A 22,251-nucleotide genomic window follows, 5' to 3' on the forward strand; every position below is an offset into this window, starting at 1 on the left:
AAACTGGCCCACCTCTCCCGCCTTTATCAGCCGGGCCGTATCGGCTAAGGGCGGGGGAGCAGAATCCCGGACCGCCAGACATGACCGCCAAGCCAAAACCCCTGTTTCTCGGTATCGACACCGGTGGCACCTATACCGATGCCGTGCTGTGGTCGGAACAAGGCGGGCCAAAAGGCAAGGTGCTGGCCAAGGCCAAGGCGCTGACCACGCGGCACGATCTTGCCGTCGGCATTTCCGGCGCGGTCGATGCGGTGCTGGGAAAATCGGCCACCGATCCGGCCGCGATCAAACTCGTGTCGATGTCGACGACGCTCGCCACCAATGCGCTGGTCGAGGGCCAGGGTGGGCGTGTGGCGCTCATCATGATCGGCTTTACCGGGGCCGACCTTGCGCGCGACGGGCTGAAGACGGCGCTCGGCACCGATCCGGTGGTGTTTTGTCCGGGCGGCCATGACGTGCACGGCAATGCGGCCAAGCTCGATCTGTCGGGGCTGGAAGCAGCACTCCCTGAACTCGGCGCCTCGGTGTCGGGCTTTGCCGTGTGCGCCTATTTCGCCACCCGCAACCCGGCGCATGAACTCGCCGCGCGCGACCTCATCCGCGAAAAGACCGGCCTGCCGGTGACCGCCAGCCATGAATTGTCGGCCAAGCTCGGCGGTCCGCGTCGCGCGCTCACCACCTTGCTCAACGGCAGGCTGATCTCGATGATCGACCGGCTGGTGGCGGCAACCGAAGGATTTTTGGAGGCCCGCAACATCGTAGCCCCCCTGATGGTGGTGCGCGGCGATGGCGCGCTGGTTTCGGCGGCGTTTGCCCGCCAGCGGCCGATCGAGACCATCCTGTCCGGCCCGGCCGCCAGCCTGGTCGGCGCCCGCCACATGACGGGCCTGGACAACGCCATGGTGTCCGACATTGGCGGCACCACCACCGATGTCGCCGTGCTCGACGGCGGCCGTCCTCGGCTCGATCCCGAAGGCGCCACTGTCGGCGGCTTCCGCACCATGGTCGAGGCGGTCGCCATGCGCACTTTCGGCCTCGGCGGCGATTCCGAGGTGGCACTGGAAGATGGCGCGCTCAACCCGAAAATCCTGCTCGGGCCGCGCCGCCTGGTGCCGCTGGCGCTGGCCGGCATGATGCATGGTGTTTCCGTGACATCGGAGCTCGAGCGCCAGCTCAGGGCGCCCAACCCCGGCCGCATGGACGGCCGCTTTGCGTTGCGCACCGGCGTGCCGGACAGGCTCGCCGCCGGCCTGACCGCGCCCGAGGCGAAACTGTATGAACTGATTGGTGCGGTGCCGCTCGCCATCGACAGGCTGCTCACCTCGAACGCCCAGAACGCCACGCTGAACCGGCTGGTCTCGCGCGGTCTTGTGCATATCTCGGGCTTCACCCCCTCGGACGCCGCCCATGTGCTCGGCAAGCAGGCCAACTGGGACCCGCTTGCGGCCCGGCTCGGCGCCGAACTGTTTGCCCGCAAGCGTGATGGGCGAGGCCAGTACATCGCGCCGTCTCCGGAGGTGATTTCCGAACGGGTGCTGCTGACGCTGACGCGCTGGTCGGCCGAATACATTCTGGAGACCGCCTTTGCCGAAGACGGGCTGGATGGCGCCGCCACCGTCGCGCATGCGCTGGTGCAGCGCGCCGTCGATTCCCATCCCGGCATCGCAAGGCTCAGCGTCGCGCTCGATCGTCCGGTCATTGGCCTCGGCGCCTCGGCGCCGCTGCACTATGCCGGCTTGGCCGAGCTGGTCGGTAATGAGTGCGTGGTGCCGGAGGATACCGACGTCGCCAACGCGCTCGGCGCCGTCGTCGGCCAGGTCCGCGTCTCGGCCGAAGCCCGCGTCAGCCAGCCCAAGGAAGGTTTGTTCCGGGTCGCGTCGGGGCAAACGGTGCGCGACTTCACGGACGAGGCCAAGGCGATCGCGGCAGCGGAGGCTGATGTGCGGGCGATCGTAGCCGAGCGGGCGAAGGATGCCGGCACGGATAATGCCGAGATCGACGTTTCGACCGAGTTCAAGGTGTCTACCGTTGAGGCCCAACGGATGTTTATCGAAGCGCATGTGGTGGCGGTTGCATCGGGTCGGCCGAGGATTGCGGTTTAGGTAATCTCCCCCCTTGGGGTCCCCTTGGGGGGAGATCAGCAGCTTCAAAATCCCCGCCTTCACCCTAAGCTGAATTGACCCTTCACCCCTGACATGCCAAAGGCCGCAAAGCCTTTCATCTGGAGAAGCCCTGATGACCGATCGCGTCGAGATCGCCGGATTGCGGATTGCCCGCGAACTGCATGACTTTGTCGGCGAAGCGCTGCCGGGTACCGGTATTGCCGCCGACGCCTTCTGGAACGGCTTTTCGTCCATCGTCCATGATCTCGCGCCGAAGAACCGGGCGCTGTTGGCCAAACGCGACGCCATGCAGGAACAGATCGACGCCTGGCACCGCGCCAATGGCGCGCCCATCGATATGGAGACCTACAAAAGCTTCTTGCGTGAGATCGGCTATCTCGTGCCCGAAGGGCCGGCCTTTTCCGTGTCGACCGACAATGTCGACCCCGAGATCGCCACCGTTGCCGGGCCGCAGCTGGTGGTGCCGGTGATGAATGCGCGTTATGCGATCAACGCCGCCAATGCCCGCTGGGGCTCGCTCTACGATGCGCTCTACGGCACCGACGCCATTGCCGAGACCGGTGGCGCCGAGAAGGGAAAAAGCTTCAACCCCGTGCGCGGCGCCAAGGTGGTTGCCTGGGCGAAGAGTTTTCTGGACGAGTCCGTGCCGCTCACCTCGGGCAAATGGGCCGGCGTGAACGGGCTGACGGTTTCGGGTGGCACCTTGCGGCTCGGCGCCGGCGCCGGCGGCACCACACTGGCCAACCCGAAACAATTTGCCGGCTACCGCGGCGACGGCGCCAACCCGGAAGCCATCCTGCTGGTCCAGAACGGCCTGCACATCGAGATCCTCATCGACCGCACCAACCAGATCGGCCGCACCGACCCGGCCGGCATTGCCGACGTGATCCTGGAATCGGCGCTGACCACCATTCAGGACTGCGAGGATTCGGTCGCGGCGGTGGATGCCGAGGACAAGGTCATCGTCTACCGCAACTGGCTCGGCCTGATGAAGGGCGATCTGGCGGAGGAAATCAGCAAGGGCGGCAAAACCTTCACGCGCAAGCTCAATCCGGACCGCGCCTGGACCGCGCCCAGTGGTGGCGCGCTGAGCTTGCCTGGCCGCTCGCTGATGCTGGTGCGAGACGTCGGTCACCTCATGACCAATCCGGCCATCCTCGACCGCGATGGCAACGAGGTGCCGGAAGGCATCTTGGATGCGGCGATGACGGCGCTGATCGCGCTGCACGATGTCGGCGCCAACGGGCGTCGGATGAATTCCCGCGCGGGCTCGATGTATGTGGTGAAGCCGAAGATGCATGGGCCGGAGGAAGTCGCCTTCGCAGTCGAGATTTTCGACCGCGTCGAAGCGCTGCTCGGTATGGCGGCAAACACCATCAAGATGGGCATCATGGACGAGGAGCGGCGCACCACCGTCAACCTCAAGGAGGCGATCCGCGCCGCCAAGGAACGCGTCGTGTTCATCAACACCGGCTTCCTCGACCGCACCGGCGACGAGATCCACACCTCGATGGAAGCCGGGCCGATGATCCGCAAGGGCGACATGAAGCAGGCCGCCTGGATCTCCGCCTATGAGGCGTGGAATGTCGATATCGGGCTCGAATGCGGGCTCGCCGGTCATGCCCAGATCGGCAAGGGCATGTGGGCGATGCCCGATCTGATGGCGGCGATGCTGGAACAGAAGATCGCGCATCCCAAGGCCGGCGCCAGCACCGCCTGGGTGCCGTCGCCGACGGCGGCGACGTTGCACGCCACGCACTATCACAAGGTCGATGTCCATGCCGTCCAGGCGGCGCTCAAGAGCCGGCCGAAGGCGAAGCTCGATGATATATTGTCGGTGCCGGTGGCGGTGCGGCCGAACTGGACCCCCGACGAGATCCAGCGCGAACTCGACAACAATGCGCAAGGCATTCTTGGCTATGTCGTGCGCTGGATCGACCAGGGCGTCGGCTGCTCGAAAGTGCCCGACATCAACGATGTCGGCCTGATGGAAGACCGCGCCACGCTGCGCATCTCCTCGCAGCACATCGCCAACTGGCTGCACCACAAGGTGTGCTCGCAGATCCAGGTGATGGATTCGCTGCGGCGCATGGCGGCGATCGTCGACCTCCAAAATGTCGGCGACCCGCTCTACCGCCCGATGGCCACCGATTTCGACAATTCCATCGCCTTCCACGCCGCCTGCGACCTGGTGTTTAGAGGCCGCGAACAGCCGAATGGCTACACCGAGCCGGTGCTGCACAGGCGGAGGCTGGAGCTGAAGGCGAAAGCGCGGGCGAATTAGCGCCTGCATTTCCCTCCCCCTTGAGGGGAGGGTGGCCCGAAGGGCCGGGTGGGGTCCTGCGTGAAGTGCGGCGACTCCCTTCGGACGACACTACAAGCAATGTCAGCGCAGAGGCCCTTTCTCGGCTCGGCTTCAAAAATCGAGCATTCTTCGGCGATCCCACCCGGCCGCTTCGCGGTCACCTTCCCCTCAAGGGGGGAGGGTTAAGCCGCCTGCGCCACCCGCTCCGACATCATGCGGTAGGAAATCGCCTCGGCCAGGTGAATGCGGCCGACGGTTTCGCTGGCGTCGAGGTCGGCCAGTGTGCGCGCCACTTTAAGCACGCGGTGATAGGCGCGCGCCGAAAAGCCGAGTTTCTCGCTGGCGTCTTTAAGCAGCGACAGGCCGGCTGCGTCCGGCGCGGCGATGTCTTCGATAACAGACGGCGAGCAATGCGCGTTGGTGGTCGCGCTGGTCACGCCGAGCCGCTCGAACCGTTCGCGCTGGATGGTGCGGGCGCGCGCGACGCGCTGCGCAACGGCGGCACTTTTCTCCGCCCGATCCGGCCGGATCAGGTCGGCGGCCGAGACCGCAGGCACCTCGATCCTGAGATCGATGCGGTCGAGCAGCGGGCCGGAAATGCGCGCCTGGTAGTCGGTGCGGCAGCGCTCGCCGCGCAGGCAGCGATAGCCGGGCTCGCCGGCCATGCCGCAACGGCACGGGTTCATCGCCGCCACCAGCTGGATGCGCGCCGGATAGGTGACGCGGTGGTTGGCGCGCGCGATCATGCAGTCGCCGGTCTCCAGCGGCTGGCGCAGTGCATCCAAGGTCTGCGGCGTGAATTCGGGAAACTCGTCGAGGAACAGGACGCCGTTATGGGCAAGCGATACTTCGCCCGGCCGCGCCCTGATGCCGCCGCCGACCATTGCCGCCATCGAGGCCGAATGGTGCGGGGCGCGGAACGGCCGCCGGTCGGTGAGCTTGCCTTCGCCGAGCTCGCCGGCCACCGAGGCGATCATCGAGACTTCAAGAAGTTCCTTCGGTGCCAGTGGCGGCAGAATTGAAGGCAGCCTCTGCGCCAGCATCGATTTTCCCGAGCCGGGAGGCCCGACCATCAACAGATTGTGGCCGCCGGCCGCCGCCACTTCCAGCGCCCGCTTGGCGCTTTCCTGGCCCTTGATGTCTGAAAGGTCGGGCAGGTCGCGGGCCGAGACATGGATGCCGGGCTCGGGCCGCGACAGCACCTGCGTGCCGCGAAAATGATTGGCGATGGCAATCAGGCTGCGCGGCGCCAATATGTCGAAATCCTTGCCCGCCCAGGCCGCTTCCGGCCCGCAGCCGAACGGGCAGATCAGGCCCTTTCCCTCGGCATTGGCGCCGATCGCCGCCGGCAGCGCGCCGGCCACCGTGGCAATGGTGCCGTCGAGCGACAATTCTCCGAGCACGACATAGGAGGCCAGCATGTCGCCCGGAATGGCGCCGAGTGCAGCCATCAGGCCGAGCGCGATCGGCAGGTCGTAATGGCTCCCTTCCTTGGGAAGATCGGCAGGCGCCAGGTTGACCGTCACCTTCTTCGACGGCATCGACAGCCCCGACGCATGCAGTGCCGCCTGCACGCGCTCGCGGCTTTCGGCCACCGCCTTGTCGGCCAGCCCGACGATCTGCATGCCGACCTTGCCCGGCGCGATCATCACCTGGACATCGACCGGTACGGCCTCGATGCCCTGGAAAGCAACCGTGCGAACCCGCGCCACCATCTTGCTCTGCCCCCGGATATCGGCTCGCCTCGGCCTTGTGGTTCAGACCGCGAGCGACGTCAGGACAAGACAACCATAGATTTCAGGCCAAGGCAAGAACATTACAGGAACATGCATTCGTGGTGGCTGCAGCGCGCTGTGCCGGTTGCAAAAAAGGAAGATGGTCAAGCAAAATGGAACGGCTGCTCCGCCTCCTCGACCGCGTTTAACAAGGGCGACAGAGTTCCTCCGGCAATCCGAGGCTGTTGCCGTCTAAGCGGTGACGAAGGCATCGACCGCACCTGAAAGGGATCGATCGATTGCGATTTGGGGTGGAAGCCACTCCATGACAGGATATCTGAAAGGCCAAGGCAGGGCGATCCGGCGCGAAGAGCCGCTCTCCAGAAAAATCTCGTTTACAAGGTCTATGAACCGCCCGCGGTCTCGTTCGATTCGTTTCAAAGTTTGGGAACGAATGTAATCCCGGGGAATTCGTCGCTCCTTCAGCGCTAAGACAGCCTCCGCGATGGATCGAGGATCGGGTGGAACTGTGAGCGAATAGTCGTCATCCAGATAAAGGTCTCGGCCGCCATGGTTCGGCGTCGTGACCACTGGAAGGCCCGCGAGAAGATATTCCGTGCTGGCGAACATTGGTCCTTCCAGGTGAGAGAGACAGATTCCCACGGCTGCACGATTTAGATGCGTGTTCACCTGAGCCGGTGCCAATCGGACCGGCTTGCCGGTGCCGTCAAACTCGTTGATAAAGACGTGATGCGGCGCGAGCTCCCTATGCCGATTTATTCGCGCTCTTTCCGACTCCGTCGTGGAGGATCCGCTTGAATCTCGATAGAAGACAAATGCGCAACGCTGGATGCCAAGCGACAAGTCATGGCGCTTCCACGGAGCCAGCTGCGCATTGTAGATTGCATCAAATTCTACAGGGACGTCATCGAGAGGCCTGAATATGTGTTCGGAGGTTGTTGACGTCTTGTTGTGCAGGACGGCGGCCTCGCCGGACTGGTTCAACAGATCAGCCTCTGCCTGAGTGTTGGATAGGAAGATTAGCGAGTGACGGGGGTTCTTGAGTCTATTCAGAACGGCATAGGTCCGGATGGTTTTGACGCTAGCACTGTTTTCGACGGACCAGGTTGGCGAGATGAGAAACCAGGCGCGGTGGCTGCGTGGACGGAAAGGCATATGACTTGCTAATCCGAGCGGCGTACCGGACATTCCCGAATAGGATATGAACGGATCGTCCGACAGCAAACTTGCCTGAAGAGCAGGTTGCGACTTCGCGGAAGGGTGCCCTTTTCTGAGCTTGTGGCCATGACGCAGCATGGCTCTGACAATCTCGAATTTGGTAGGAGGGCGATACCCGTGCTGTAGGGTCAACATGCGGCAATTGCGATCTTGAGTGCGGGGCAAAACTCGCTTCGACAGAGAGAAATTTGGCAAAGAAACACCGCCATTTGATCGACGGAATATCTCAGGCGATCAAATCTGGTGTACGGAGAAGCGCCTCTTGAAAGAAAACATCGTCCCAAGCGGAGCTGGTTCTCACATCGCGCTACCAACCGTATCCGTTTGCGTAGGCTGTTTCAATCAAGAGGCATTCATCGACACTGCGATCCGATCCGTAGCGGCGCAGACATACACTGCGTTCGAGTGCGTGGTGGTCGATGATTTTTCGACCGACGCTTCCCGCCGAAGGATTGAAGAGTGTCTGTCTCAGCTTGGCGACAGTCGTTTCCGCCTTCTGCCCCGACTGCAAAATGGCGGGCAGTTGGCAACAATGATGACCGGGCTTGACGCGACAGCCGGACCCCTGATCTCCTTTCTTGACGGTGACGATGCATGGCATCCTGACTTCATAGAATGCCATGTGAGAGCGCATCTCAGCCACACTCGTATCGCGGCAATGTCGAGCTCCGATGAGGTGGTGATAGATACGGCCGGCAACCTGCTTGCGGGCGGTCATCCCGTATTCCACCTGAACGACCCGCGATCGATGCCGAAAATGAGCGGCTACCTGCATGTCGACACTGAAGCTGACCCGACATTATTATTTATTGATCGGGGTACCGTGGGTTGGTTTTGGTCAACCACATCGGGGATGATGTTTCGTCGAGCTCCGCTTGAAATCATGCGTCCATCCGATCCGGACGAAATAAAGATATGTGCCGATGGTTATATGGCTCGTGCCGCCCATATGATCGGCGGAACCGTGAGGATTGGGCGGGCTCTTGGCAGTTATCGGCTTCACGGCGGCAATGGCTGGGCGGACGGGCGCATCCTGGGTACCGGAGTTGGCCTCGGCAGGATGTCGCCTGATACTGAAATAGCGATACGGCGGGCACTGGCCAATCGTTGGTGCGAAGTGGCGCCGGGACTGGCGCATTTAATCTCCCGCCACTCAATGCGCAGGACCTTGGTCGACCTGATCGGACTGTCTGCGGCTTTTGCATTGCTGGAAAAGAACTCCGATGCGGGTTTTCTGCTGAAAGACTGGGCAACACCACAGCGAAAATTGCAGACCAGACTTATCGGTCTCCTTCCTCCGAAACTGAGGCCTCGGCGCTTCGGGGACATAGTTTGATTTGATGAGCCGCTTGCTCGGCAGTCTTACCCGATAAAGAGCATCTTTCGATGCTTCTCTGGACCCACCAAAGTCCTCCGTAGCAACGCACACTACGCGGCCAAATTCCGCCGCTTCGCCTCTACCGCGTCCCAGAACAGGCTGGCGATATCGGCGCCGCCAAAACGCTGCACTTCGCGCACGCCGGTCGGCGAGGTCACGTTGATCTCGGTCATGTAGTCGCCGATAACGTCGATGCCGACGAGGATGAAGCCGCGTTCTTTCAGGGACGGGCCGATGCGGGCGCAGATTTCGCGTTCGCGTTGCGTCAGCTCGGTCTTTTCGGCGCGGCCGCCGACATGCATGTTGGAGCGGGAATCGTGGTCGGCCGGCACGCGGTTGATGGCGCCGACCGCCTCGCCGTCGATCAGGATGATGCGCTTGTCCCCCTTGCGCACATCCTTGAGATAGCGCTGGACGATATAGGGCTCGCGTGACAGCTGGGCGAACATTTCGAGCAGTGAGGCGAGGTTGCGGTCGCCCTCCTTGAGATGGAAGATGCCGGCGCCGCCATTGCCATAGAGCGGCTTGACGATGATGTCGCCGAATTCCTTGCGGAAGGCCGCGACCTCCTGGGGATCCTTGGTGATCAGCGTTTCGGGCATCAGATCGGGGAATTCGGTGACGAAGATCTTTTCCGGGCTGTTGCGCACCCAGGCCGGGTCGTTGACGACCAATGTCTTCGGGTGAATGCGCTCCAGAATATGCGTCGTGGTGATGTAGTTCATGTCGAAGGGTGGATCCTGGCGCAGCAGGATCACATCCATCTCCGACAGGTCGGTGCGCACCTTGTCGCCCAGCGAAAAATGATTGCCCTTCTCGTCGCGGAGCTTCATCTCCTCGATGCGGGCAAACACCTTGCCGCCCAGCATCGACAGCCGGTCCGGCGTATAGTGGAACAATTGGTGCCCGCGCCGCTGCGCCTCCAGCGACAGCGCAAACGACGTGTCGCCGGCGATCGAGACGGTGGAGACATGGTCCATCTGGACGGCGATCTTCAGGGTCATCTTCTGGTCTCCAGCGGGTCGAGCAAGTCCAGGAAAAGTGCGTAGCGGTTTTCCGTCCGGAATTGCGGCAAGGCAAGTCGCCGATATACGGAACTTGGCGGCTTCTGCCAATCGCGCTTGCTTGGCCCAGACCCCCTAACGGTCGAAGACCAGCCGGGAGTAACCGAGGAACGACAGCGCCATCGCTACCAGCGAGGCGATCGCAAGTGCCGCCAGCGGCGGCATTGCCGGCAGCGCGAACAGGATGGCGCAGTAGACGAGATAGTTGACGATGCTGGTGGCAATGCCGACGCCGCCATAGCGTGCGCCCTCCTGCGCCACGCCGCGGCTCGACGGCGAAAAGGTCAGGTGCCGGTTGATCTGCCAGGTGACGCACAGCGCAAAGCCGATCGACAGGACACGGGCGACGAAGGGACCGAGCGGCGTCACCGCCAAGAGCAGCCAGAGCGCCGCGGCATCGGCGACGAAACCAACGCCGCCGGCCAGGACGAAGCGGACGAGCCGGCTCACGGCCTCAGGCGGCCCGGGGCGTCTTGCCCGGTTCGGCCTTCGGGATTTCACCAGTGCGTTCGCGCCGTTCGACCCGGCCTGACGGCACCGAGAGATAAAAAATGCGCTTCTGCTCGGCGCGTCCGCGCGATACCGAATCGAGGATCAATCCGGTCACCATCGCAAGCATCGAGAGCAGCAGCAGGCCGACCGACAGCACCCAGGTCGGCATGCGCGGCACGAGGCCGGTCTGGGCGAATTCGATCAGCACCGGCGTCATCAGGGCAAGGCTCGACGCCAGGAAGAAAATCGCGAAGGCGCCGAAGAAGCGCAGCGGCTGCGTTTCCTTCATCAGCATGGCGAACATCCACAGGATCCTGGCGCCGTCGCGATAGGTCGACAGCTTCGACGACGATCCCTCAGGCCGGCGGCCATAATCGAGCGCGATCTCGCTCACCGGCAGTTTGAGCTGCGAGGCATGCACCGACATTTCGGTCTCGATCTCGAAGCCGCCGGAAACCGCGGGAAAGCTCTTGACGAAACGCCTCGAGAAGACGCGGTAGCCGGAGAAGATGTCGGTGAAGTCGGCGCCGAACAGCCGCTTGTAGAGGCTGTTGAAGATGCGGTTGCCGAAGGCATGGCCGGAACGGCCGGCATCGTCGGTGACGCCGCGCCTGGTGCCAACCACCATGTCGCAGCGCTCGGTCTGCAGGATGTTGATCAGCAGCGAGGCATCTTCCGGCGCATAGGTGCCGTCGCCATCGGCCATCAGATAGATGTCCGCATCGATGTCGGCGAACATGCGCCGCACGACATTGCCCTTGCCCTGGCGCGGCTCGCGGACGACGATGGCGCCCGCTGCGCGCGCCTTGAGCGCGGTCAAATCCCTGGAATTGTTGTCATAGACATAGATCTCGGCCGATGGCAGCGTCTCGCGAAAGCGCCGCACCACCTCGGCGATGGTCAGTTCCTCATTGTAGCAAGGCAGGAGCACGGCAATGGCCGGCTCATGGCGGACTTCGTGCGGCATTTCCGTCTCCCGACACCCGGCGGAGCCTCCGGCCGCGCTCATATGCGGCCTCGCTCAGGCGACTTTACTATTTATTGAAGCTGTTAAGGCTAGGTTTAAGGCCGCAGTCTTTCCGACGAAGGTCATGATGATGAACGCAGCCAAGGCGGGTGCTTCCTCCTGGAAGTCCGATATGACGCTGGCGCTGCTTGCCATGCTGGTGGTGCTGGCTGTCAATGCCGCCACGGGCTTTCGCGAATTGAGCAATGCCGGCGGCGACAATGACAGCCTGCTGCGGCTGGTCGAGGTTCGCGACATGCTGGCCGGCCAGGGCTGGTTCGACCTGCATCAGTACAGGATGGGGCCGGAAGGCGGTTTCGTCATGCACTGGTCGCGGCTGGTCGACGCACCGCTCGCCGTCATCATCCTCGCCGCCTCGGCGCTGACCGGCAGCATGGCCATGGCCGAAGCGATCGCACAGGTGCTGTGGCCGTCGCTGCTGTTCTGCCTGGCGGTGTTTTTTACAGCCCGTGCGGCACGCAGCTTCGCCGGCGTCGGCGCCGTGCTGCCCGCTATCGTCATCGGCGCGGCGGCGCTGCATTTCATCGGCATTTTCTTGCCGGGTGCGCTCGATCATCACAATGTCCAGCTGACGCTGACCATGGCCAGCCTCAGCCTGCTGCTCGAGGCGCCGGCGCGTCGCTGGGCGGCGCTGATTTCCGGGCTGTGTGCGGCCCTGACGCTGGCCGTCGGCATGGAAACCGCGCCCTATGTCGCCACCATCGGCGCCTGCATCGCTTTGCTGTTCGTCGTCGATCCCGGCGGCGAACGCCGGATCGCCAGGGATTTCGGTCTCGGCTTTGCCGGGGTTTCAGCCCTCGTCTTCGTCACCACCATCCCGCCATCGGCCATGGGCCAGCCGCAGTGCGATGCCTTCTCGGCTGTGCAGTTCGTGGTGGCGGCAATCGCCGGACTGGGGCTTGCCGCCGTGACGTCGCTCACGGTGTCCAATGGCACGGCCAGCCGCCGCCTGATCTCGCTTAGCCTGCTCGCGCTTGGGCTGGGCGCCGTCATCGTGGCGCTGTTTCCGCAATGCCTTGCGGCTCCCTACGCAAACCTCGATCCGCGCCTCAAGGAATTGTGGCTCGATCACATCGACGAGGCGCAGTCGCTGTTCAGTATTGCCGTCAATGAGCCGGCGTCGCTGGCGGCGCGCTATGTCACGCCGCTGGTGGCGATCGCGCTGATGGCGCTTCGCCTGCGCGGACCATGGCGCCGCCAGGACAGCCTCGTCGGCGCCTTGCTGGTCGGCGCCTTCATCGTCAGCGCCTGGCAGGTCCGCGGCTCGACATTCTCGATCGCCTTTGCCGTCATCCCGCTGTCGGCCTGGATCGCAAGCTGGCGCGAACGGGCGAGGATCAGCCCTGCGCGCAGCGTATCGCTGCGCATGGCGGCGGTCTGGCTGGTGTCGGCGAATGCCGTCTGGGCCGGCGCTGCCGCCGCGACGTCGAGCGTATTCGAGGCCAGCAAGGTCTCGGTCGAGGCACAGGACACCGACAGCGATCCGTCCTGCGAGCGCAAGGCCTCCTTCGCGGCGTTGGCCCGGCTGCCGGACACCACGGTGCTTGCCATTTCCAATCTCGGCTCGCCCATCCTTGCCTATTCCGGGCACCGCGTCTTTGCCGGCCCCTATCATCGCAACATCGCCGGCGACCTGCTTGCGCTCGATGCCTTCCTCGGATCGGCGGACCAGGCGAGGATGATCGCGGCGGCTCACCACGTCGGCCTGATGGCGCTCTGCCGCGGCAGCGCCGAAAGCAAGATGCTTGCCGCCAAGGCGCCGCAAGGCTTCCTGGCCAGGCTGATGCAGGGAAGCGTCCCCGATTGGCTCGAACCGGTGGCCGAAACGCGCGGAACCCCGGTCGAACTCTACCGCGTCCGCTAAAGCATCATTCGCCAGCGAAAAATCGATTTCGCGATACGCTTCCTAAACGCTTTGCTGCCAGTCTCAGCCTAAATTTCGGGCGTCACAAACAGGGATACCGATGCAAACGACGTTTGGCACCGGGCAGGCAAGCAGGGAAAACTCGGATCTGGCGTTCACCGATGCGCTGACCGGGCTTGGCAACCATCGCCGCTTCTTCGACAAGGTCGATCGCCTGATCAGCGACCGTGCAGACGATCCCGCGCCGTTCACGGTCGGCATTCTCGACCTCGACGGCTTCAAGCCGATCAACGATCTGTTCGGCCACAAGGCCGGCGACGACATATTGATCCAGGTGGCAATGCGGCTGCGCGCTTCGATGGACAGCCACTCCACCGTTTGCCGCATCGGCGCCGACGAATTCGCCTTCCTGTATCCGATGGTGTTCTCGGAGGAAGCGGCGGCCGAGAAGTCGCGCATGATGATCGAAATCCTGTCGGCGCCCTACGATGTCGGCGAACGCACCGCCAGGCTTTCGGCCTCGGTCGGCTGCTCGCTCTTTTATTCCGGCGACGAAACCACGGAAATCCTCGTCAACAAGGCCGAAACGGCGCTCTACCACGCCAAGCGTTCGGGCCGTGGCCGGGTCGTCGTCTACACCCGCGAAATGGAAGAGGCGGCCAAGCGCGTCACCCGCATCGAACAGGCGCTGCGCCGTGCCGTCTCGGCCGGTGAGGTCGAACCGCATTTCCAGCCCATCGTCGATTTGACCACCCGCCGCACCATCGGCTTCGAGACGCTGGCGCGCTGGACCGATCGCGACCTCGGCGTGGTGCCGCCGACCGTGTTCATCCCGATCGCCGAAGAGCGCGGCATCATCGGCCCGCTGTCGCAGCTGGTGCTGCGCAAGGCGACCGAAGCGGCGCGCAGCTGGCCGAAGGACCTGTTCCTGTCCTTCAACCTGTCGCCCTCGCAACTCGTCGACCAGAACACCGGCCTGCACATATTGTCGATCCTCGACCGCACCGGCTTCGATCCGCGACGGCTGGAGATCGAGATCACCGAAACCGGCCTGATGAACGATCCGGCCTCGGCCGAGAAGATCGTCGAGGACCTGCGTCGCGTCGGCATCCGAGTCTCGCTCGACGATTTCGGCACCGGCCAGTCCTCGCTCGGCCGCTTGCGCGAATTCCATTTCGACAAGCTCAAGATCGACCGCGCCTTCGTCTCCTCGATCCTCGACGACCGCCCGTCGGAACACATCATCCGCGCCATTCTGGCCATGTGCGAAGGGCTCGGCATGGATGTCGTCGCCGAAGGCATCGAGGAGGAGGCGCAGGCCGACCGCCTCGTCCAGTTCGGCTGCGCCGGCGGCCAGGGCTATCTCTTCGGCAAACCGGTCGACGCCGACGCCACGCTCGGCTACCTCCGCGATTCCTATCGCGGCGCCCTCTACGCCAAGGCAGTCTGACCGGCGGTCTTGCCTGCGTCGAGCAAGTCAGCGGTGCGAGCCAAGATCGACTGTGGCCGCCATCTTGCGTCCTTTTGTCTGACATAAGCCAAACAAATCGCCGTTTTCGCCCTTGCTCCCCGGACTTGGCTGGATAGGATGCGCGCCGACCGGATCGGGAGAGAAAAATATGATGCCATCGGCCGATTTTGCCGACCTCAGGGGAGCCTCGGTGCTGATCACCGGCGGCGGTTCCGGAATTGGTGCGGCACTGACCGAGGGCTTCGTTCGCCAGGGCGCCCATGTCGCCTTCATCGACATCGCCGATGGCCTAAGCACGCTGCTTGCCGACCGCGTCGAAAAAGAACTTGGCCGGCGACCGCTCTACCTCAAGACCGATTTGCGTGACGTCGAGGCGTTGCGCGCTTCGGCCGCCAAAGCGGCTGAGGCGCATGGCGACGTCACCGTGCTGGTCAACAATGCCGCCTGGGACGAACGCCACGAGGTCGCCGACGTTACCGTCGAGTTCTGGGACAACAATCTCGCCGTCAATCTGCGCCCGCATTTCTTCACCGCACAGGCGGTCGCGCCGGGCATGAAGCGGGCCGGCGGCGGGTCGATCATCAACTTCACCTCAACCTCCTATCTCATCAACCACCCCGATATGCCGGCCTACACCGCCGCCAAGGCCGGCATACTCGGCCTCACCAAAGGTCTCGCGGGCAAGCTTGGGGTCGACGGCATCCGCGTCAATGCGATTGCGCCGGGCTGGGTGATCACCGAGCGGCAGCGGGAACTCTGGGTCACCGAGGAGAGGCTCGCCGCCCATGTCGCCAAGCAATGCATCAAGCAGGTCATGCAGCCCGACGACATCGTCGGCACAGTGCTGTTCCTGGCCTCCGACGCCGCGCGTATGCTGACGGCGCAGATGTTGATCGTCGACGGGGGTTTCCTGTGAGTCCGGTGAATCAAAATCCGGCAAAAGGCACGCCGGCAGTCGCCGCCGTCGACTGGGGCACGACCCGCATGCGGGTCTGGCTGGTCGACGGGGCGGGCGGGGTGCTTGCCGAGCGTCGCGGCGATGATGGGTTGATCACCGCGCAGCAAAAAGGCTTTTCGACCATCCTCGAGGGCCATCTGGCGGCGCTCGGCGCACCTGACACACTGCCGGTCATCATCTGCGGCATGGCCGGCTCGCGCCAGGGTTGGCTGGAAGCGCCTTACGTCACCGTGCCGGCGCCGCTCAGTGCCATTCTCGCGGGGGCCGCCCGCATTCCCGGCCAGAGCCGCGACATCCGCATCGTGCCTGGCCTGGCGCAGCGCCTGGAAGATGCGCCGGACGTAATGCGCGGCGAGGAAACCCAGCTTGCCGGCGCCGGTTTGCCGGCAAAAGGTCGCCATCTCGTCTGCATGCCCGGCACCCATTCGAAATGGGTTCTGGTCGCAGACGGCGCGGTCGACGGCTTCTGCACCTGGCCGACCGGCGAGCTGTTTTCGGTGCTGGCCACTCACTCTATCCTGCGCCATTCGCTGGGCGAGAGCCCGAAGCCGGTCACTCCGGACAATCCGTTCTTCCAGGAATGGTGCCGCAAGGCTTTGGCGGAGGGCGGCGATGTCACCTCGCGGCTGTTCTCGATCCGCGCCGCCGGCTTGCTGCAGAACCTCAAGGCCGACGATGCCGCCGCTTGCCTGTCCGGCCTGCTGATCGGCGGCGAGATCGCCTCGGCGGGCCGCCGCTATGGCGAAAGCACCACCGCAATCGTGCTGGTTGCGTCCGGCTCGCTAGCAGCCCTCTACCGCCAGGCGCTAGACCTTGCAGGGCTTGCCGTCAGGACGGTCGACGCCGACGAGGCGGTGCGTGCCGGCCTTATCGAGGCAGCGCGGGAAAATGGCATGATCGCCAAATGACTCACCAGAGTGGAGTAACAGCGTGACCCAGACCGCACCTTTCCCGAAGCTGAAGCGTGGTCTTGTCGCCATTCTGCGCGGCCTCAAACCCAGCGAGGCGGTTGCCATCGGCCAGGCGCTGTTTGACGCCGGTATCGAAGCCATCGAGGTGCCGCTCAATTCGCCGGAGCCGTTTTCATCGATCGCCAGCATTGTCACCGCATTGCCCAAGACGACGCTGGTCGGCGCCGGCACGGTGCTGACTTCAGCCGATGTCGACGCCTTGGCCAAGGCCGGCGGGAGGCTGCTGGTCAGCCCCAACATCGATGCCGACGTCATGGCCCGCGCCATGCACCACGGCATGGTGACGATGCCAGGCGTGTTCACCCCCACCGAAGCTTTTCAGGCGATTAGGCTTGGGGCTTCGGCGCTCAAATTCTTCCCGGCAAGCGTGCTCGGGCCTAGCGGCATTTCGGCGATGCGGGCCGTGCTGCCGGCCGATACCGTGGTCGGCGCCGTCGGCGGCGTTTCCGAGAAAGACTTTGCCGGCTACAAAGCCGCTGGGGTGACCGCTTTCGGTCTTGGCTCCAGCCTGTTCAAACCCGGCATGAGCGTCGACGAGGTGGCCACGCGTGCCCGGGCGGCGGTAATGGCCTGGGATGCGGCCTTCGGCGGAGCGGCATGATGGACAACGTTTCGGTTTTCTCGGACCATGTCTGCGAGCTCGGCGAGGGGCCGAGCTACGATCCCGCCACCGATACGCTGTTCTGGTTCGACATTGTCAACGGCCTGCTGCTGGAGCAGGGTGTCACGTCCGGCGCGCGGAAAGTCCATGAGCTCGGTCAGATGGCCAGCGCCATCGCCATTGTCGATGGCAATCGCCAGCTCATCGCCACCGAGACTGGCCTGCATGTCCGCGACGTCTCGACCGGCAAGCTGACGCTGCATACGGCCATCGAGGCCGACAATGCGCTGACCCGCTCCAACGATTCGCGCGTCCACCCTTGTGGCGCCTTCTGGGTCGGCACCATGGGCAAGGGTGAGGAGAAGGGCGCCGGCTCCATCTACTGGTTCTTCAAGGGCGAGCTGCGCACGCTTTACACCGGCATCACCGTGTCGAACTCGATCTGTTTCTCGCAGGATGGAACGATCGCTTACTACACCGATACCGCGACCGGCCTGTTGATGCGCGTCGCCTGCGATCCGGCAACGGGTCTGCCGATCGGCGAGTCCAAAGTGTTCGTCGACCATCGCTCGTCGAAGGGCTATGTCGATGGCTCGGTCGTCGACCGCGACGGCGTGCTGTGGAACGCGGTCTGGGGCGGCAAGGCGGTGAAGGCTTATGCGCCGGACGGCACATTGTTGCGCGAAATTGCCACGCCGGCGGGGCAGTCCTCGTGCCCGGCCTTTGTCGGCGCCAAGGCCGATCGGCTGGCGGTGACCTCGGCCTGGAACGGCAAGGACGACAAGCAGCGCAAGCTTGACCCACAGGCCGGCATGACCTTCCTGCTCGACATCCCCGTCAACGGCCGCTTCGAGCCGCGCGTGCTGATCGCCTGAGCGTACCGGTTGTCGTGCAGGCGTCGGGCGCGGGTCGATTTCGCGCAAGCCGATCGCATTGGCCGTGCGATGGTGTGGCTGCATCACCGAGAAGCTTTGACCCATGCCGCGCCCGACCTTGATCCTCGTCCACGAGCCGGAAAAGGCCTGTTTCGACAGGCTGGTCGCCGACGGCTTTCCCGCCGAGCGCGCCTTGGAAATCTCGTCTTATCTGGCGCAATCGACCGATCTCGCGCCCGAATTCGATGAAATCACCGCCGCTTGCGGGCGGCGCGGCCTCGCCTTTATGCCGGTTGCATTCGACGATGCGGCAAGCGCGCTGGCGAAGGCCGATCCCGCAACCACGCTGGTCTGGACGCTGACCGACGGCATTGCCTATTTCCGCGGTGCTGCAGCGCCCGCACTTGCCAGGCTGAATGGGCTTAGAACCATCGGAGCCGACGATGCGCTGTTCGCGCTTTGCCAGGACAAGTTCCGTTCCGGCGCCGTGCTTTGCGCGCTCGGCCTGCCGGCGCCGCAGGCAGGCCTGGCCCGCGACGGCCGCTGGCTGGCCGACCCGCCAGCTTCGGAAGCCGGCTGGTTCGTCAAGCCGAACCGGCTCGGCTCCAAGGTAGGCATCTGGCCGGATTCACGCTGCAACGACCTGGCCCATGCGCTGGAGCTTAGCCGGCGGGTCTATGCCGCTTATCGCGACGATGTCGTCGTCCAGCCCTATGTCGGCGGTCGCAATGTCCGCGCCAGCTTCCTTGGGCTGCAAACGGATGCCGGGGCGGAAGCGCTCGGCGTTGCATTCGTCGACTCCGGCGGCGATTTCCAGACCATGGCGGACTCGATGGCGCTTTACGGCGACACCGGCGAGGCCGCCAAGGCGGCTGGACTATACAGCGAGCCGGTGCTGGAGGCGGTTGCCGACACCCAGCCGGCAGCCGCGGCAACCATCCGCCGCATCGCCGAGCGGCTGGTCAGCGGGCTCGGCCTGCGAGACGTGTTTTCCCTCGATTTCAGGGTCGAGGCTAACGACCATGTCCACCTCATCGAGTTCGAGGTCTGTCCCGGCCTGCCCTGCTTCGATTTCCGCGCCTATTGCCTGATGCAATGGGGCATGACGCTGGCCGATGCGGTTGCCGAGACGGCGGCGAACCGACTGAACCGACAGGCGATCTGAACGGTCGAGGGACCAGCGCGACCTACCGCGCCTTGACGGCTTTTGCTCCACCTTTAGTGTCGCGGGACAGTCCTCAGGCAAGGCCGCGCGATGAGCACACCAGCAAGCTCCCTCCACCATCACATCAGGCGCATGGCCGGGCGCGATCCGCACGAGGCGCATCGCGTCGCCACGCCGCTCGAGCTGCTGTTCGATCTGACCTTCGTCACCGCCTTCAGCCTTGCCTCGTCGCAACTGGCGCATGCCTTGGCCGAGGGCCACTACGCGGCGGCGCTGATCGGCTTCGGCTTTGCCAGCTTCGCCATCTGCTGGGCGTGGATCAATTTCTCCTGGTTTTCCTCCGCCTATGACACCGACGATTGGATCTTCCGCCTCGTCACCATGGTGCAGATGATCGGCGTGCTGGTGCTGGCCATCGGCCTGCCGCGCATGTTCGCCTCGATCGAGCATGGCGAACACCTCAACAATTCGGTCATGGTGCTGGGCTACGTCATCATGCGCGTCGCCATGATCTTCCAATGGCTGCGCGCGGCGCGGCAGGACCCTGGGCGGCGGCGTGCCTGCCTGACCTACGCCGTCGCCATTGCGATCGCCCAGATCGGCTGGGTGGTGCAGATACTGGTCGATTTCTCGCTGGAGACCAGCCTGGCTTTCGGCGCCATCCTGGTTCTCATCGAGCTTGCCGGGCCGGCGATCGCCGAGCGCAGGGATGGCGGCACGCCCTGGCACGCGCACCACGTCGCCGAGCGCTACAGCCTGTTCGCCATCATCGCGCTGGGCGAAGGGGTGGTCGGCACGCTGGCGACGCTGTCGGCCGTGGTCGAGGAGCAGGGCTGGAACCTCGATGCCGCCTTGATCGGCATTGCCGGAATGGGTCTCACCTTCGGCATGTGGTGGGTCTATTACATGCTGCCCTCGGGGACGGTGCTGCACCAGCACCGCAATCGCTCTTTTATCTGGGGCTATGGCCAGATGCTGATCGTCGCTGCCATCGTCGCCACCGGCGCCGGGCTGCATGTCGCGGCCTATTTCATCGAGCACAAGACCCATATCGGCCCGGTGGCGACGCTGCTGTCAGTTGCCATTCCGCTAGGCGTGTTCCTGGGGGCGATCTACGCGCTGTATTATTATCTCGTCCAGCGCTTCGATCCCCTCCATGTCTGGCTGCTGGCGGGAACGGCTGCGGTCGTCGCACTTGCCATCATCGCCGCCCTTGCCGGCGTCGACATGGCGGTCTGCCTCATCTTACTCACGCTAGCGCCGGCCGTCACCGTTGTCGGCTATGAGCTGTCGGGGCACCGCCATCGACTGGAGGTGCTGGCGCAGGAGGAAGCGCCGCACTGAGCAGAGCAGCTTCGCGCGTCAGATACCCTCGACCAGCACGATCTCGCCATCGGCCACTTTCTGACGGATGGCGACGGCGCGCTGGTACTCCGGCGAGTGGTAGCAGTCATGCGCCATCGCCAGCGATTCGAACTCGATAATGACATTGCGGGCGCGGCCAGGCCCCTCGGCCTTTTCATGCTCACCGCCACGGGCCAGGAACTTCACGTGGAAACGGTCGAAAGCGAGCTTGGCGGCAGCGACATAGTCCTTGTAGCCTTCGGCGTCGCGCACATCGACGCGGGCTATCCAGTATCCCTTGGGCATTTTCTTCTCCTCGTTACGCCGCGCGCATCTCTTCCAGTATGGCCTCGGCAGCCGCGCGCCTGTCGCTTGCCGCCACGATTGGCCGGCCCACAACAAGATGGCTGGAGCCGTTGCGGATCGCCTGGCCGGGCGTCACCACGCGTTTCTGGTCGCCATGGTCGCTGCCCTTGGGCCGTATCCCCGGTGTCACCACCGCCAGGTCGGGTCCGACGATGCGGCGCACCGCTTCCGCCTCCTCGGCCGAGCAGACGACGCCGCCCATGCCGGCATGCAGCGCCTGTTCGGCGCGCCTCAGCACCAGCGTGTGCGGGTCGTATTCATAGCCGGCGTCGATCACGTCCTGCTCGTCCATCGAGGTCAGCACGCTGACCGCCAGCAGGCAGAGGTCGCTGCCCCTGGCGGCCTCCACCGCGGCTCGCATCGCCTTGGGATAGGCGTGGATGGTCAGCATGGTCATGCCCATGCGCACGATGTTCTCGACACCCTTCGCCACGGTGTGGTCGATGTCGAGCAGCTTCATGTCGAGGAAGATTTTCGTGCCGCCGCTGGCCAACTCCCTGGCGAAGTCGAGCCCGCCGGCGAAGGCCAGCTGATAGCCGATCTTGTAGAAGGAGACGACGCCGTCGAGTTCGCGCACCGCCTGTTCGGCCTCTTTCACCGTCGGCACGTCGAGGCCGACGATCAGCCTGTCTCTCATGGTATGGGCCTGCATGGCTGTGGAAATCATGCCCCGGTCCGGGTCGATAGCATGCGCGAGGTTTCGATCAGCGTGCGGCATAGGTGCTCCATCGATTTGGTCAGTCTATCATCCCTGAAATTGCCGTCGCCGTCGAAGGCACTGCCGCCATCGGATACCGAGCATTCCGGCGTCACCATCTCCAGCTGGCAGCGCACCAGCACGGCGCGCAGATGGTTGATGCAGCGGATCCCGGCGAAATGTCCGTTCGAAGACGAGCACAGGCCGGCGACCTTGCCGACAAATGGCCTCACCGGCCAGCCGCCATCGAGGCGCACCCGGCTTACCCAGTCGATCGTGTTCTTGAGCAGTGGCGGGATCGAGCCATTATATTCCGGCGTCGCGATCAGTAGCCCGTCATGGGCGGCGATCAGCCGGCCGAGCTTCACGGCGTTGTCGGGAACGCCTTTTTCCTTTTCGAGGTCCTCGTCGATGATCGGCAGCGGATAGTCGGCCAGCGAAATGCGCGTCACCTCGGCGCCTTGCATGGCCAGCTCCTTCTGCGCCACATCGGCGGTCCTGCCGCTGAAGGCGCCGCTGCGCACCGAGCCGGCGAAGACGAGGATTTTCGCGATCACAGCCATTGGCCACTCTTGTTCCCGGACAGGTACAGCCAG

19 protein-coding genes are annotated in these 22,251 nt (G+C 64.2%); 11 read left to right on the top strand and 8 right to left on the bottom strand.

The features are described 5' to 3' along the window. The first annotated feature begins 80 nt into the window (after nucleotides 1-80). Complete coding sequence (locus tag X750_RS142515; protein ID WP_023748247.1) at nucleotides 81-2,102, top strand: hydantoinase/oxoprolinase family protein; 2,022 nt, start codon at nucleotides 81-83, stop codon at nucleotides 2,100-2,102. Between the two features lie 133 nt (nucleotides 2,103-2,235). Further along, nucleotides 2,236-4,407, top strand: coding sequence for a malate synthase G (locus X750_RS142510; protein WP_023748248.1), 2,172 nt, complete (start codon nucleotides 2,236-2,238; stop codon nucleotides 4,405-4,407). Nucleotides 4,408-4,610: 203 nt separating this feature from the next. On the opposite strand, the gene X750_RS142505 is transcribed toward X750_RS142510, so the two are convergent. Then, entirely contained in the window at nucleotides 4,611-6,143 is a 1,533-nt protein-coding gene (locus X750_RS142505) for a YifB family Mg chelatase-like AAA ATPase (RefSeq protein ID WP_023687500.1), read from the bottom strand. 252 nt (nucleotides 6,144-6,395) lie between these two features. Next, a complete protein-coding gene (locus X750_RS0133460; RefSeq protein ID WP_156932433.1) occupies nucleotides 6,396-7,460 on the bottom strand; it encodes a glycosyltransferase in 1,065 nt (354 codons plus the stop codon). A 184-nt stretch (nucleotides 7,461-7,644) separates the two neighbouring features. Between X750_RS0133460 and X750_RS1000000163835 the strand changes: the two genes are divergently transcribed. Then, a complete protein-coding gene (locus X750_RS1000000163835; RefSeq protein WP_023748250.1) occupies nucleotides 7,645-8,718 on the top strand; it encodes a glycosyltransferase in 1,074 nt (357 codons plus the stop codon). Nucleotides 8,719-8,810: 92 nt separating this feature from the next. On the opposite strand, the gene gshB is transcribed toward X750_RS1000000163835, so the two are convergent. From gshB to X750_RS142490, 3 genes are all read right to left on the bottom strand, one after another. Continuing rightward, nucleotides 8,811-9,764, bottom strand: coding sequence for a glutathione synthase (gshB, locus tag X750_RS142500; protein WP_023739809.1), 954 nt, complete (start codon nucleotides 9,762-9,764; stop codon nucleotides 8,811-8,813). Nucleotides 9,765-9,899: 135 nt separating this feature from the next. Next, nucleotides 9,900-10,274, bottom strand: coding sequence for a GtrA family protein (locus X750_RS142495; RefSeq protein ID WP_023739808.1), 375 nt, complete (start codon nucleotides 10,272-10,274; stop codon nucleotides 9,900-9,902). Nucleotides 10,275-10,278: 4 nt separating this feature from the next. Further along, nucleotides 10,279-11,283 carry a glycosyltransferase gene (locus X750_RS142490; protein WP_023710382.1) on the bottom strand — a complete coding sequence of 335 codons (1,005 nt, stop codon included), beginning with the start codon at nucleotides 11,281-11,283 and terminating at the stop codon, nucleotides 10,279-10,281. 124 nt (nucleotides 11,284-11,407) lie between these two features. On the opposite strand from X750_RS142490, the gene X750_RS142485 reads away from it, so the two are divergent. From X750_RS142485 to X750_RS142450, 8 genes are all read left to right on the top strand, one after another. Further along, the gene (locus tag X750_RS142485) at nucleotides 11,408-13,207 is read left to right on the top strand and encodes a hypothetical protein (protein WP_023739807.1); all 1,800 of its coding nucleotides are present in this window, start codon (nucleotides 11,408-11,410) and stop codon (nucleotides 13,205-13,207) included. Nucleotides 13,208-13,307: 100 nt separating this feature from the next. Beyond that, nucleotides 13,308-14,657 carry an EAL domain-containing protein gene (locus X750_RS142480; RefSeq protein WP_023681311.1) on the top strand — a complete coding sequence of 450 codons (1,350 nt, stop codon included), beginning with the start codon at nucleotides 13,308-13,310 and terminating at the stop codon, nucleotides 14,655-14,657. A 169-nt stretch (nucleotides 14,658-14,826) separates the two neighbouring features. Then, entirely contained in the window at nucleotides 14,827-15,594 is a 768-nt protein-coding gene (locus tag X750_RS142475) for an SDR family oxidoreductase (protein WP_023692985.1), read from the top strand. 5 nt (nucleotides 15,595-15,599) lie between these two features. Further along, on the top strand, nucleotides 15,600-16,544 hold the full coding sequence (locus X750_RS142470) for a 2-dehydro-3-deoxygalactonokinase (protein ID WP_023692986.1): 945 nt from the start codon (nucleotides 15,600-15,602) through the stop codon (nucleotides 16,542-16,544). 22 nt (nucleotides 16,545-16,566) lie between these two features. Continuing rightward, nucleotides 16,567-17,208, top strand: a complete 642-nt coding sequence (locus tag X750_RS142465; RefSeq protein ID WP_023692987.1) for a 2-dehydro-3-deoxy-6-phosphogalactonate aldolase — start codon at nucleotides 16,567-16,569, stop codon at nucleotides 17,206-17,208. Beyond that, nucleotides 17,208-18,083: an SMP-30/gluconolactonase/LRE family protein gene (locus tag X750_RS142460; RefSeq protein WP_031208463.1), complete on the top strand. Its 876-nt coding sequence runs from the start codon at nucleotides 17,208-17,210 to the stop codon at nucleotides 18,081-18,083. The genes X750_RS142465 and X750_RS142460 overlap by 1 nt, the downstream gene beginning before the upstream one ends. 103 nt (nucleotides 18,084-18,186) lie before the next feature. Next, the gene (locus X750_RS142455) at nucleotides 18,187-19,248 is read left to right on the top strand and encodes a hypothetical protein (protein ID WP_023692989.1); all 1,062 of its coding nucleotides are present in this window, start codon (nucleotides 18,187-18,189) and stop codon (nucleotides 19,246-19,248) included. Between the two features lie 90 nt (nucleotides 19,249-19,338). Further along, nucleotides 19,339-20,592 carry a low temperature requirement protein A gene (locus X750_RS142450; RefSeq protein WP_031201382.1) on the top strand — a complete coding sequence of 418 codons (1,254 nt, stop codon included), beginning with the start codon at nucleotides 19,339-19,341 and terminating at the stop codon, nucleotides 20,590-20,592. A gap of 18 nt (nucleotides 20,593-20,610) precedes the next feature. On the opposite strand, the gene X750_RS142445 is transcribed toward X750_RS142450, so the two are convergent. The 3 genes from X750_RS142445 to X750_RS142435 are packed head-to-tail and all read right to left on the bottom strand — an operon-like array spanning nucleotide 20,611 to nucleotide 22,218. Further along, nucleotides 20,611-20,898: a DUF1330 domain-containing protein gene (locus X750_RS142445; RefSeq protein ID WP_023748251.1), complete on the bottom strand. Its 288-nt coding sequence runs from the start codon at nucleotides 20,896-20,898 to the stop codon at nucleotides 20,611-20,613. A gap of 13 nt (nucleotides 20,899-20,911) precedes the next feature. Then, nucleotides 20,912-21,625: an orotidine-5'-phosphate decarboxylase gene (gene pyrF / locus X750_RS142440; protein ID WP_023696050.1), complete on the bottom strand. Its 714-nt coding sequence runs from the start codon at nucleotides 21,623-21,625 to the stop codon at nucleotides 20,912-20,914. Further along, nucleotides 21,622-22,218 carry an NADPH-dependent FMN reductase gene (locus X750_RS142435; RefSeq protein WP_023701964.1) on the bottom strand — a complete coding sequence of 199 codons (597 nt, stop codon included), beginning with the start codon at nucleotides 22,216-22,218 and terminating at the stop codon, nucleotides 21,622-21,624. Before X750_RS142435 ends, pyrF begins: the two co-directional genes overlap by 4 nt. Nucleotides 22,219-22,251 lie beyond the last annotated feature (33 nt).

Origin of the sequence: Mesorhizobium sp. LNJC391B00, assembly GCF_000502535.1 — a bacterium.
Lineage (GTDB): Bacteria > Pseudomonadota > Alphaproteobacteria > Rhizobiales > Rhizobiaceae > Mesorhizobium.

What these genes read in the sequence shown, in the direction of transcription:
- X750_RS142515 (WP_023748247.1), top strand. Translation starts at nt 81, where the DNA reads ATGACCGCCAAGCCAAAACCCCTGTTTCTCGGTATCGACACCGGTGGC.
- X750_RS142510 (WP_023748248.1), top strand. Translation starts at nt 2,236, where the DNA reads ATGACCGATCGCGTCGAGATCGCCGGATTGCGGATTGCCCGCGAACTG.
- X750_RS142505 (WP_023687500.1), bottom strand. Translation starts at nt 6,143, where the DNA reads ATGGTGGCGCGGGTTCGCACGGTTGCTTTCCAGGGCATCGAGGCCGTA.
- X750_RS0133460 (WP_156932433.1), bottom strand. Translation starts at nt 7,460, where the DNA reads ATGCTGCGTCATGGCCACAAGCTCAGAAAAGGGCACCCTTCCGCGAAG.
- gshB (WP_023739809.1), bottom strand. Translation starts at nt 9,764, where the DNA reads ATGACCCTGAAGATCGCCGTCCAGATGGACCATGTCTCCACCGTCTCG.
- X750_RS142490 (WP_023710382.1), bottom strand. Translation starts at nt 11,283, where the DNA reads ATGCCGCACGAAGTCCGCCATGAGCCGGCCATTGCCGTGCTCCTGCCT.
- X750_RS142485 (WP_023739807.1), top strand. Translation starts at nt 11,408, where the DNA reads ATGATGATGAACGCAGCCAAGGCGGGTGCTTCCTCCTGGAAGTCCGAT.
- X750_RS142480 (WP_023681311.1), top strand. Translation starts at nt 13,308, where the DNA reads ATGCAAACGACGTTTGGCACCGGGCAGGCAAGCAGGGAAAACTCGGAT.
- X750_RS142475 (WP_023692985.1), top strand. Translation starts at nt 14,827, where the DNA reads ATGATGCCATCGGCCGATTTTGCCGACCTCAGGGGAGCCTCGGTGCTG.
- X750_RS142460 (WP_031208463.1), top strand. Translation starts at nt 17,208, where the DNA reads ATGGACAACGTTTCGGTTTTCTCGGACCATGTCTGCGAGCTCGGCGAG.
- X750_RS142455 (WP_023692989.1), top strand. Translation starts at nt 18,187, where the DNA reads ATGCCGCGCCCGACCTTGATCCTCGTCCACGAGCCGGAAAAGGCCTGT.
- X750_RS142450 (WP_031201382.1), top strand. Translation starts at nt 19,339, where the DNA reads ATGAGCACACCAGCAAGCTCCCTCCACCATCACATCAGGCGCATGGCC.
- X750_RS142445 (WP_023748251.1), bottom strand. Translation starts at nt 20,898, where the DNA reads ATGCCCAAGGGATACTGGATAGCCCGCGTCGATGTGCGCGACGCCGAA.
- pyrF (WP_023696050.1), bottom strand. Translation starts at nt 21,625, where the DNA reads ATGATTTCCACAGCCATGCAGGCCCATACCATGAGAGACAGGCTGATC.
- X750_RS142435 (WP_023701964.1), bottom strand. Translation starts at nt 22,218, where the DNA reads ATGGCTGTGATCGCGAAAATCCTCGTCTTCGCCGGCTCGGTGCGCAGC.